The sequence below is a fragment of the Cognatiyoonia sp. IB215182 genome (genome assembly GCF_033963905.1).
In the GTDB taxonomy this organism is placed as follows: Bacteria; Pseudomonadota; Alphaproteobacteria; order Rhodobacterales; family Rhodobacteraceae; genus Yoonia.
Window position 1 is genome coordinate 1 of sequence record NZ_JAXBMB010000027.1, and the last position, 11,938, is coordinate 11,938.

Here is an 11,938-nt window from a genome sequence, read left to right on the forward strand (position 1 = left end):
CTGATGAGCTGATGAGCTGATGAGCTGATGAGCTGATGAGCTGATGAGCTGATGAGCTGATGAGCTGATGAGCTGATGAGCTGATGAGCTGATGATACGGCAGCTTCACCACAAGCGCAAGTAACATATTGAATTTATTGCGGATATTTGCGATTTTCTTATCGAGCATGTGGTGGGCGAGCCATTCCTTTCCTACCCAAACACTAGAACCCGCTTGCTGTATTGGGAAATTCCCAAATCCTATATTTGCATAGACAACAGCTATGGGAAGCCTGCGCCTATAGACCTTCATTTTGTCAATACTGCGCGGCTGTTTGATCCCATGGTTTGAGGGTATGACCCTTTCGTTAGAAGTTGAAAACACAGCGGCAGACCAGCACGAACTCAAAAGCACCCCCGAGTTGCGAATAATTAGCGCAAGGGCACGGCTCGACCCCTTGTTAAGGAAAGCTGGACGTGTAACTGCGATCCGAGAAGCACGTTCGCCGCAACGCAACTGGCCAGCAAAACAAAGCATCACTGGAATTTGAAAGATGGAACACAGTCCGGTGCACTGTTCTCCCACCGAACGCTCAGATCGGGCACATGCACGGCACAATTAAGGATGCAATGGTGAAGCGGTAGAACCACGAGCGCCACCAGCGGCTTCGCACCCATCCTGCTGATTTCTAGGATGCTCACAGTTCTGTCTATCTCTGGAAGGTGTGGAGCGGACCCATGCCCTACGAATACGTCGGCAAAATCAGGACATCAGACACCGACAGTTTTATGCGAATCAGATCTAGCAGATCTAAGCACGGCGCCCTCTCGCCTAGGATTACATAAACTGTAGTTGGCACGCCCACACCATAGCCAGTTTTAATTGATGTATAGCGAATCTGTATTTCTCAATAGGGCTACCTGGTCGTATAGTTTGGATATCAGCAGTGTTGGTGGAGTTGTCTTCTATACCACCGACGACTTACCCCCCCTTTGCAATAAAGGGGGGTTTTTCTTCACAAAGAGATCCGAGATATAGGGCGGGCAGGCGAGTACAATTGTGGCGCTTTGACAAGATCTCTATTTCTGTTGGTAGCTTTCGTTATCCAACCAACGCCGGGTGATGTGGCCCCAGTTCCTGTGCGCATTACGGCAAGTGGCATCAATATCAACGGAACAGGAGTTCTGGCCGTGGGTCTGGCGGCTGCCATGCACCGCACATCTTTCTTGTTGCGGTATCTTGCCACCACCTCCATGTACTGCCGCGCAAGATCTTCACGCTGCTTTCTTAACGGGCTGGCAGCTTTCGCGAGCGCGCGATAGGCGAGTTCGCAAGAATCGCCAAAGACCTCCCACCGTGATTTTGACCGATCAAGATATCGGCGAACCACACTTACGGATGTCCTTTGTCTCTGCCCTCAGCCATTTCGATAGTATAGCCGAAGCCCCGTACATTGCGCAGCACAATGCGGTCAGTCGTCTTGCCTAGCTTGCGTCGAAGATAGGACACATATACTTCAACGTTGTTTGTATGCGGGTCAAAGTCATATCCCCACACTTCCTTGAGAAGTTCTGTTCTACTCAGAACGCGGCTTGCGCCAGCTAAAAGTGCCTCTAAGAGCGCGAACTCGGTTGCGGTCAACATCAGCGGGCGTCCATCCACTTCCACAGTTGCCTTTGCGCGGTCAAGAATGAGCGGCCCAAAACGTAGAACTATTGGTCTTGGCTCCAAGCGCCCAACCCGTCGCAAGAGAGACTGTACGCGTGCCACCAACTCAGAGACTGCAAACGGTTTGGTTAGATAATCATCTGCGCCCGCCTCTAGCCCTTCCACTTTTTCCTCAAGCGCATCACGTGCCGTGAGCATCAGGATCAGCACACCATTTCCTGCATCACGCAGTTTACGACAGAGATCCGCACCTTCGGCGTCAGGCAACATGCGATCAAGTACCAAGAGGTCGTACTGGCCATCGGCGAGGCTCTCAGCAACACCCGTCCCCTCGTTCACCACATCAACTAAGTGGCCTTCCATTGTCAGAGCATCTCTGATCACCTCGCAGATCTCGGGGTCATCCTCGACGACAAGGAGACGCCCGGAAGTCACGGTGTCTCGCTCACTGGAAGCTGCAGCGACACCTGCGCCCCACCGCCATTCACATTCGCGAGCTTAATACCTCCGCGGTGTCCCTCCATGATCCAGTGCGCGATGGAAAGGCCGAGACCCGCGCCGCCAGAACGACCGTGATAAAACCGCCGCGTTGCATCCCTGATCTCTATCGGTCCAAAACCCGTACCCTGGTCGGTTATGGTTACGCATGCCTGATCACCATCGATAGAAAGATCGACGTGCACGCCGCTATTGGCAGGTGCTGCGCGGATCGCGTTATCCAGCACAATGACAATGGCTTGGCGCAACCGATCGGCATCACCTTGAACGACAACATCGTCGTCCGGTGGGTCATGTAGAATCGTTACACCTTTTGGTGTCGCCAGAGTGCGGCTATCGAGTATCGTGTCGCCCAAGACATCTTGCATGACCACTGGACCGTATTGGATGGGTATCGTACCTGACTCGCTGCGTGCCAGAAAAAGCAAATCTTCAACAAGTCGGCTCATATCGGCAGACTTGCGCACAATCCGATCAAGTGCTCCGCGCAATTGCTCCGGCTGTGTACTCGGATTGCGCAGTGCCACCTCTGCTTTGCCTCGTATCACTGTTAGTGGGGTCCGCAGTTCATGACTGATGTCGGCCAAGAAACGGGAACGGCCTTCAGATTGGACTTTTAGGTTTTCCAATGCGTTGCATAATTCTTCGGTGCGTGCACTGACTTGGTCTTCAAGATCTGCTTTTGCATCTAGCAATGCAGCACGTTGGGCACCAATCTGCTTCGTCATACGGTTGAAACGCCGCGTTAACTCTCCAAGCTCATCACCGCGCCCGTCTTCAGGAATGGCATAATCGAGATTTCCTGACGCGACGATTTCTGCACCGCGTGCCAATGCCCCCACTGGCTGCAACACGTTACGATATAGAAAAATAGACAACGCGATAAGTGCGAAGAGCGCGGCCATGGCAAGTGCAATTGTCGCCAATCGCATCTGTCGATCTACCTCGCCTGTCTCTCTCAAGGCCGCGATCACTTCGCCGGTTTCCCGCGCAATCGCCTCATCTGCCAGACGGTCAAGCGTTCGGTCGAGGTTGCCCTCTATTTCGTTACTATAAATCGCCATTGCTTCGCTTGAACGACCCTCGCGCAGATTAACTGCGATCCTTTGGCGCGCGGCCTCAATTTGTTCAACCAAGAGGCGTATTGCCTGCATCCGCGCTAATTCTTCGAGCTCAGCGTGCCGTTCGTCCACATGGCGCAGCGCCGTTAGCTCAAGCAGCTCCTCCTCAACCTCCCGCTCCATCATTGAAACAACCTGCAGCAATGCGTCATATGCAGCCTCGGGCTGGTTCGGGCTTGGCCCCATAATGAACATCTCGGCAATCTGCTCGGAATAGTCATCAGCCGCCTTGGCGATTGATGTCACTGCGAGTGTCTGTTCGTACGAGTGACTGATTTCCCGCGCAGCGTCGCGTCCAGCGGCAAGAGACATGAACATTGCAATGGTCAAAGCCACTATTACGACCACAAGACCTGTTTGCGCGATACCGATCTTCGTTCTGAATCGCACGTTGTCTCCCGCAGAAATTGCTGACACTCGCCGTTTCGGCAACCGTCTTCACCACACGAGCAATCCTACAGCAGTTTTTTGCCTAAGAAAGTAAGAGCACGCTTCTCTAATCAAATTCTAATGAGGTGATCAGGCAGGTCGCGCGGTAGAGATGAAACAGTTTTATGACACTGCGATCAGGCAGAGAGGAAAAAGCTTTGCTCGACACCACACGCGATACGATAGTTCGGCCTCAAAGAATCGTACTCTACTCACACGACACTTTGGGTTACGGTCATTTGCGACGGAACCTACTTATCGCGGCTGCGCTTGCAGAGATGCGGCCACGTCCAGAGATTTTACTGATTGGAGGGATGCGCGAAGCTGGCGCATTCGTTTTGCCTGCAGGCGTCGATTGTGTAACCCTCCCAGCGTATGCCAAGCAAATCGACGGCAGCTACTGTCCGCGCGACTTGGGATCAGACTTGGGGCGGCTCATTATTTTGCGCGCCCGGATGCTGCGTAGTGCTGTTGAAGGCTTCGACCCCGACCTCATGATCATCGATAACGTGCCCCGTGGCGCACAGTATGAGCTGGATAAGACATTAGCTATGCTCAGTCGTCACGGTCGCTGCCGAGTTGTTTTGGGCTTGCGTGACGTGATCGATGAACGCACGGTCACCCGCCGCCAATGGCTCCGCCAACGTAACTTCGAAACCATACGGCGCCACTTCGATGAAGTGTGGATCTACGGTGATCCGAATGTGTACGACATACTGACCGATTGCGGCATGTCGGAACCAATTGGTGCGCGTTGTAAATACGTCGGCTATCTCGATCCAACCGGGCGCCGCGATGCGACGCAAGCGGCAGCCGACCTAGCGCAGGTGCGTGGCGCAGACAAAAGACCTTATGTATTCTGTGCGGTCGGCGGCGGCAGAGACGGGCTTGCATTATGCGAGGCCTTTGCTGCCGCGTCGCTTCCCAGCGGACATCGCGGCATCCTTGTGACAGGCACCCAGATGCCGGACAACCAAAAGGCCCGGATCGCAGCCATGGCGCAAGGGCGGGATAACCTGACGGTTCTATCCTTCCTGCGTGAACCGATTCAGGTGATGCATCACGCCGCTCGGATCATTGGTATGGGCGGATACAATACCACCGTCGAGATGTTAGCTTTGCGCAGGCCCGCGCTGATTGTGCCACGCTGCGCCCCTCGTCGCGAGCAAATCATGCGGACGGAACGTCTGGCTGCCCGCGAGCTGGTGTCGATGCTTCATCCCGGTGAACTGTCACCATCAGCATTGGGGCACTGGATGGCAAACGCGATCACAAAACCCGGACCTGGACCAGACATGAACGGCCTTGCCCGCGTTCAGGCTCTGGCCAGATCGGGCGCAGCTTTGATCCCGGCCGCAGCATAAGGAGAGCACCTTGCCTAGTATTCATCCTCCGATCGGTCGCATCGGTTATGTTCTGAAGCGATATCCCCGGTTTTCGGAAACCTTCATCGTGAATGAAATCCTTGCCCATGAAGCCGTTGGTCAAGAGATCGACATATTTGCACTTCGTCCGGCCGATGAAGCTCATTATCAGGATATTCTGGGTCGTGTACGAGCGTCAGTGACCCATTTGAAGGATCGCTTCTGCGGTCCGGACCCGGTGTGGGATCGTATGATACGCGCCCGGGATCTCGTTCCCGGTGCTTGGGATGCTCTTGCGCAGATTGACGGGATCGCAAGCGGCCAGGACGTAGCACAGGCACTGGAACTCGCAATCGCCATTCGCGCGCGTGGGATCACGCATCTGCACGCACATTTTGGCACCGTCGCGGCCAGCGTGACCCGCCTTGCTGCTGCTATGGCCGATGTCAGCTGGAGTTTCACCGCTCACGCCAAAGACATCTACCACCAATACGAGACACCACAGCATCTTGATCTTAAATTGCAAGACGCCGACGTAACCATCACCGTGTCCGATTACAATCTCGCTTATCTGCAGAAGACCCACGACGTAGGAAAGCTGGTGCGAATCTACAATGGGCTGGACCTCACGCGGTTTCAGTACGCACCACCTCGAATGGAAGCGACCGAGATTTTGGCCGTTGGACGGCTGGTCGAAAAGAAGGGATTTCACATCCTGGTCGAGGCCATAAAGCTCATGGTTGAAGCAGGACATACGCCTTCCTGCACCATCATCGGATCAGGCGAAGAACGCGATGATCTGGCTGCCCAAATTACCAATAGCCGTTTGGGAGAGTACGTCCGACTGGAGGGGCCACGCCCCCAATCAGAGGTGATCGAAGCCATGCGGGGTGCCGCCGTCCTTGCCTGCCCTTGTGTTATCGGCGCGGACGGCAATCGCGACGGTCTACCGACTGTCTTGGTCGAAGCCATGGCCCTTGGTTTGCCGGTTGTTTCAACCAACGTAGTCGGAATTCCCGAACTGGTGCGTGACAGGAAGACAGGCTTGATTGTGCCCGATGGCGATCCACAAGCATTGGCAGATGCGCTGGTAAGTATGGCACAGGATCCAGCCTTGCGCGCATCGCTGTCAAAGGCGGCACGTAATTTGATCGAAGCCGAATACGATGTAACGGTCTCTGCCTCAGCGTTGCGTTGCCTTTGGGCTGAAGCCATCGCGCGACAAAGCAATACCAAACGGAGTGCGGCGTAATGCGTATCGCTTATGTCTGCGCAGATCCGGGCGTTCCCATCTGGGGCTCGAAAGGTGCCTCCGTACATGTTCAGGAAATGCTGCGTGCGTTGGTGCGGGCCGGTCATGATCTGACAGTTCTGACTCCGCGACCGGAAGGCACCCGCCCTGCTGATTTGTCGGCTGTTAAGGTGCGGCAACTACCACCGGCTCCAAAAGGAAAACCAGCGGCGCGGGCCCGGAAACTCTTGGCTGCGAACAAAGAACTGTGGGCCATTCTCGATCAGTCGGGGTCGGATCTCGTGTACGAACGGCACGCGCTTTACACTTTTGCCGCGACGGAATGGGCCGCTTCAGCGGGCGTGCCATCGGTACTGGAGGTCAACGCCCCCCTTTTGCGTGAACAGACTGAGCATCGCACACTCGCTTTGGCCGACGAAGCCACCGCAGGCGTATATCGCGCGATGCAAGCGGCGACTTTGACAACAGCCGTGACGAAACCCGTCGCTGATCATGCCCATGAGATGGGCGCGCGGGATGTCATCGTAGTACCGAATGCCATCGATCCAGATCGTTTTCAGGCTGCCGCACCACTTGCTTCCCAGCCTTATACTGTTGGCTTTCTGGGCTCTCTCAAGCGTTGGCACGGTCTACCGACACTCGCGGATGCTTTTAGCCAACTGTACCATGAACGGCCCGAAACACGGCTGCTGATTATCGGTGACGGACCTGAACGGGCTACAATTGAGAACGCCCTCAATCGGTTGAACATCGGCAATGCCGTCGAATTCACCGGTCTATTGCCAGCATCGGACGTGCCTGCGGCGCTTGTACGACTGGATGTCGGCACCGCGCCGTATAGCGCGCAACAGGACTTCTATTTCTCACCTCTGAAAATCTACGAATACATGGCAGCTGGTCTGCCCGTCGTTACGAGCGACACTGGCCACCTGCGCGAAATCGTCAATGATCGTGTCACCGGACTAATCGTGCCTCCGGACGATCCAAACGCATTGTCTACTACGCTGATGCGCCTTGCCGATGATCCTTCTCTTGGTCGTCGTTTGGGTGAAGCGGGCCGCGCGCACGTGTTTTCAGAACATACGTGGTCAGGAACTGCGGCAAAGGTATTGGCGCGCGCATTTGCCAACCGTAGGGCCGCATGAGCCAATCCACCCATCTCAAAGAAACACTGCCCGGACTAGGGCGGGTTTTACGCCGTCTATCTCCGTATCTGAGGGGCCATAGATGGATGCTGTTTGCTTCGGTTCTCGCCTTGCTTATCGCAACAGCTGCCAAACTGGCCCAACCGTGGCCTTTGAAATTCGTCATTGACGCCGTGGTACCGACCGCCTCAGGTCAACCGGCGATAACTGGCGTTGATCCGATGTTTCTGCTGGCGCTATGCGCTGGCGGACTGCTGCTTGTGGTGTTCGCGCAGGCGGGTTTCCAGTTTCTGACCACGGTGGGTTTTGCGCTTGTGGGTAACCGCGTGCTAACCAAAGTGCGATCTGATCTCTTTGCGCATCTGCAATCGCTTTCTATAGGCTTCCACACACGGTCGCGCGCGGGCGATCTGACCATGCGCCTGATCAGCGATGTGGGAATGCTGAAAGAGACGCTGGTCACGGCCGCGATGCCACTGGCCGTCAACATCCTAATCTTTGTCGGGATGGTGAGCATCATGGTTTGGTTGGATTGGCAATTGGCACTCGTGGCATTGGCGCCGCTTCCAATTCTGTTCGTGTTTTCCCGCATCCTTACAGTGCGTATCCGAGATATCAGCCGCACCCAGCGCGCGCGACAAGGTCAACTTGCAGCAACTTCGACCGAAACACTGGCCGGCATCCGATCTGTCCAGGCGCTCGGCTTGGAGGCAAATAATTCAGAACTGTTTGGCGGTGCAAACAACGAAGACATGGCCGCGGGCATCAAGGCTGCACGCATGACCGCAGGTCTCGAACGCTCTGTCGATCTGCTGGCTGGTATTGGGCTTGCGCTGATCCTCTGGTTCGGCACGCTCCAAGTCCTTGCCGCACGGATCACCCCGGGCGACCTGTTGATCTTTGTCAGCTATCTCAAGCACACATTCCGCCCTGTGCGCGGTTATGCAAAGTACGCGGCTCGGCTGGCCAAGGCTCTTGCAGCAGGCGAGCGGGTAGTGGCGCTGATGGACGAAGACGATGCGGTGCGCGACTATCCCAATGCGCAGCCAGCGCCGGGACTCAGCGGTGCCTTGGCGTTTGAAGCGGTACGGTTTTCGCATGCCGATCGCATGACAGTATTCGATGGGCTGACTATTGATGTGCCAGCGCGTCAACGTGTTGCCATTGTAGGACCATCAGGCGCAGGTAAATCGTCACTGATCACACTTTTGCTACGCCTACACGAACCCGAGGAGGGATTTGTCAAAGCGGACGGAATAGATCTGCGCGAGTTCACGCTCCGTTCATTAAGGCGCCAGATCGCGCTTGTACCTCAGGAACCGCTACTGATGTCAGGTAGCGTTTCGGGCAACCTTGCGCTTGGTTTAGATCGTACACCGACGGAGATCGAGCTCGAGGCCGTATTGCGCACGGTCGGCGCGGACAGTTTTATTGCGGATATGGACGGGGGGCTTCATGCAGAGATCGCCGAACGCGGGGCCTCTCTTTCGGGCGGACAACGGCAACTGTTGAGCTTAGCGCGCGCATTACTGCGCGAAACGCCGATATTGCTGCTTGATGAGCCGACCACGGCGCTTGACGGGCAAAGTGAAGCGGCCGTCACCGAGGCGATCTTCGCCGCCTCCAAGGGACGGACAACGTTATTGATTACGCATGATCTGCGTCTCGCGTCGTCTTTCGATCGTGTAATCGTTTTGGGCAATGGAGCCGTGATACAGGACGACGCGCCATCTGCGCTTCTAACGACCACTGGTTGGTTTGCATCTACCCATGCCGTTCAAAATGGAGAGTTGCCGCGTGTCGCTATCGGATGAGGACATCGTGCTTTGCACGCGCGAACCCGATCTTCCAGGCTTAGCTGCGGTTCTGGATGCACCGGCTTTGGCTCACCGCGCAGATTTGCCGTCTATGCGGCACGCATATCTCCGCTTTAAGTCAGCGACTAGCTGCGTTGCCGGTCTTATCGCCGAAGACGGCAAAACCGCATGGAGCGCGATGACCTATCCCGCCGAGCGCTATGCTGATGTGCGCGCCCGCAGACATTGGGTCAAGAAAGCAATCTACCTTGATGATATCCAAACCGTTCTGGTGCCATTGACCCTCGAACGGCGGTTACGTCCGGTCCGGGCGATGACAAGGCCCGCAATGCGCGCGCATCTGCTGACAAGACTGGGGCTGGAAGACTGCAAATTGCGCATTCTACGCTACAAGCCCGGACGACGCATAGTTCTGCGTGCGGATAGTCAAGAAGCGCAGCGTGCAGTTATCAAACTGCACGCAGATTCCTGGGCTTTTGAGGCAGCGATCGCCGGCGCGCAGCAAGGCGCATTCTCGGGCCAACAGGCTCTTGTCGGAGCATCATCCAGCGATCAAGCAATGGCAGTTCGCTGGATAACGGGGCAAACCTTGTCGCCAACCGCCGGCCCGTGCTGCTTTGTTTGGGCCGGACAAGCGCTGGCTGCCACTCATGCAGCCCCTGTATGTGCTTCACTTGCGGACTGGACTCCTCAAGACCCGATGGGAACGGCACTATCCGTAGGCCTACTTGTGCCTGAACTTGAGCTACACGCGAAGCGTCTTGCGGCCGAACTACCCCCGCTTGCTGCAAATGGTTCCACGCCACTGCATGGGGACTTCAGCCCTGACCAAGTGTTAATTGGCTTATCGGGCGCGCGCATCGTTGACTGGGATCGTGCCGCACTGGGAAACCCTGCGCGCGATTTAGGCAGCTTCCTTGCCGCCTTAGATTTAGCAGAAATTCGTGGCACACCAACAGAAACCCCAGGTGAGGCATTGCTGACCGGCTACGAAGCAGCGGGTGGCATTGTCGAAGAGACGACCGTCCAGGCATATCGCGCGCACGCCCTATTTGCGCTCGCGCAAGACGGTTTCCGCGCACGAAGACTGCATTGGGCGCAAGAAACCAGGGAAGTGTTGGAAAAAACACGTGCTCTTTTGCGTGCGTCGAGGCGGCAGATCGTCCCCGGACTTTCGAGAGCACTGGATCAAAGGGTGATGCGCCCCAGACTGGAGGCCATAACTGGGCAAATGCTGTTGGACGTCGCTCCTGAATTGGATCGACTCAAACCAGGGCGGAGGGCGCTGGTACGTTATTCTTCGTCGGATGGCCAAGCCGTTTTAGGCAAACTGCGCGCCAAGGGCACGGATCGTCACGCACCGACCGTCCAAATCGGACTGCGCTCTGCCGGTCTTGACGGTCGCAATGGTGTAGGCGTTCCGGAGGTGGTCGGAACACTCGGGGACCCAGGCCTATGGCTGCAAGCGGAAGTGCCCGGCGCTCCGCTGGGCGCGCTATTGGAAAGACCAAATGCCGCACGCGTGATGCGCCGAGTGGGAAAGGCGCTAGCGACGCTGCATAGCGCCCCACCGCAAACAATGCGCCATTGGACGATGGCGTCCGAGTTGAATGTTCTAAGACGTGCGGTGAGCGACAGCCCATACTCCGATCTGGCAGATCTGGCCGAAAGCGCATTGGATACCCTACCACAAGCGATAGAGTGCGGTTTGCATCGCGATTTCTACTTCGATCAGGTTATAGTGGACAGTACAACAGTCTGGCTGGTTGACCTTGATCTGCATGCCATTGGCGATCCAGCCATCGATGTAGGAAACTTCATTGCCCATCTAATTGAGCTAGGCTTACGCAAAGCAGATGATGCGGCGTTTTTTGAGCGAAGTGGATATGCCTTTCTTGATGGTTATGCTGGTGTTCGATCGCTACCAGCATCAGAACGGATCGACACATTGACGTGGATTTCGCTTGCACGTCACGTCACCATCTCCAGTCGTTTTCCGGATCGGTGCCACGCAATCCCGGCAATTGCGGCACTTTGCCGGACACGGCTTTCACGTCAGCGTTCGACCACCCGGTTCGCAATGTAGCGTGCAATGGCCTGAGGCGCACCCGCGACCCCGCGAAACCCGGGAAACGGATTGACATCTACGATACTAAACACGTCCCCCTTTCCCACCAGGTCAACACCATAGATCTCGGACCCAACCGCTTGGCCAACCTTAAGCGCAAGGGCTGCCATTTCGTTCGTCGGCTCGAATTGGAGGGTTGGCGCATCATCCCGACGAGGCCATGGCTTAAGAAGGCCAAAAACCTGATCACCTGCAACATAGAGTTTACGGTCGAAACCGTCACTCAGTTGCGTCGTCTCGACATGCCAAGGACCAGGGAATGGCGGTTCTGGTGGCGCACCATTGCAGAAAGCAGAAACACCCGCCCCACGCCCTTCTACACCTGATACCGCTTTGACAAAGATCGAACCGGTTGTACTTCGGCTACGAACTGCTTCCCATGCGGAATGCGTTTCCGTCTCCGGGACCGGCAACCCGATAGCGCGCAAATGGTCCATTGTAGCGCCTCTATCCGCAAGGTTCTGGCATGCAATGGGATCATTGACAATCTGCGTCCGGCAGCGCGCAGCGATCTCGGATAGAACGGCAGCGCCAAG

Annotated in this window: 8 protein-coding genes; 5 read left to right on the plus strand and 3 right to left on the minus strand. The window is 56.0% G+C overall.

Annotation, left to right across the window (positions count from 1 at the left end):
• Positions 1-1,372 precede the first annotated feature (1,372 nt).
• Entirely contained in the window at positions 1,373-2,083 is a 711-nt protein-coding gene (locus SLH47_RS25060) for a response regulator transcription factor (RefSeq protein ID WP_320243719.1), read from the minus strand.
• Positions 2,080-3,657 (minus strand): histidine kinase dimerization/phospho-acceptor domain-containing protein, encoded by a 1,578-nt coding sequence (locus SLH47_RS25065; RefSeq protein WP_320243721.1) that lies wholly within the window; start codon positions 3,655-3,657, stop codon positions 2,080-2,082. Before SLH47_RS25065 ends, SLH47_RS25060 begins: the two co-directional genes overlap by 4 nt.
• A gap of 494 nt (positions 3,658-4,151) precedes the next feature.
• Here SLH47_RS25065 and SLH47_RS25070 point away from each other — a divergent pair, with 494 nt between their 5' ends.
• From SLH47_RS25070 to SLH47_RS25090, 5 genes are all read left to right on the plus strand, one after another.
• The gene (locus SLH47_RS25070; RefSeq protein WP_320243722.1) at positions 4,152-5,060 is read left to right on the plus strand and encodes a hypothetical protein; all 909 of its coding nucleotides are present in this window, start codon (positions 4,152-4,154) and stop codon (positions 5,058-5,060) included.
• Positions 5,061-5,070: 10 nt separating this feature from the next.
• Complete coding sequence (locus tag SLH47_RS25075) at positions 5,071-6,312, plus strand: glycosyltransferase (RefSeq protein ID WP_320243724.1); 1,242 nt, start codon at positions 5,071-5,073, stop codon at positions 6,310-6,312.
• Positions 6,312-7,457: a glycosyltransferase family 4 protein gene (locus SLH47_RS25080; RefSeq protein ID WP_320243726.1), complete on the plus strand. Its 1,146-nt coding sequence runs from the start codon at positions 6,312-6,314 to the stop codon at positions 7,455-7,457. The genes SLH47_RS25075 and SLH47_RS25080 overlap by 1 nt, the downstream gene beginning before the upstream one ends.
• 86 nt (positions 7,458-7,543) lie before the next feature.
• Entirely contained in the window at positions 7,544-9,271 is a 1,728-nt protein-coding gene (locus tag SLH47_RS25085; RefSeq protein ID WP_320243728.1) for an ABC transporter ATP-binding protein, read from the plus strand.
• Positions 9,228-11,360, plus strand: a complete 2,133-nt coding sequence (locus SLH47_RS25090; protein ID WP_320243729.1) for a phosphotransferase family protein — start codon at positions 9,228-9,230, stop codon at positions 11,358-11,360. The genes SLH47_RS25085 and SLH47_RS25090 overlap by 44 nt, the downstream gene beginning before the upstream one ends.
• Here SLH47_RS25090 and SLH47_RS25095 read toward each other — a convergent pair.
• Positions 11,330-11,839 carry a hypothetical protein gene (locus SLH47_RS25095; protein WP_320243731.1) on the minus strand — a complete coding sequence of 170 codons (510 nt, stop codon included), beginning with the start codon at positions 11,837-11,839 and terminating at the stop codon, positions 11,330-11,332. The genes SLH47_RS25090 and SLH47_RS25095 overlap by 31 nt on opposite strands.
• Between the last annotated feature and the right edge of the window lie 99 nt (positions 11,840-11,938).

Bases quoted from the DNA above. Each gene is read 5' to 3' on its own strand.
- SLH47_RS25095 (WP_320243731.1), bottom strand. From the start codon at position 11,839: ATGGACCATTTGCGCGCTATCGGGTTGCCGGTCCCGGAGACGGAAACG.
- SLH47_RS25070 (WP_320243722.1), top strand. From the start codon at position 4,152: ATGCTGCGTAGTGCTGTTGAAGGCTTCGACCCCGACCTCATGATCATC.
- SLH47_RS25085 (WP_320243728.1), top strand. From the start codon at position 7,544: ATGCTGTTTGCTTCGGTTCTCGCCTTGCTTATCGCAACAGCTGCCAAA.
- SLH47_RS25090 (WP_320243729.1), top strand. From the start codon at position 9,228: ATGCCGTTCAAAATGGAGAGTTGCCGCGTGTCGCTATCGGATGAGGAC.
- SLH47_RS25080 (WP_320243726.1), top strand. From the start codon at position 6,312: ATGCGTATCGCTTATGTCTGCGCAGATCCGGGCGTTCCCATCTGGGGC.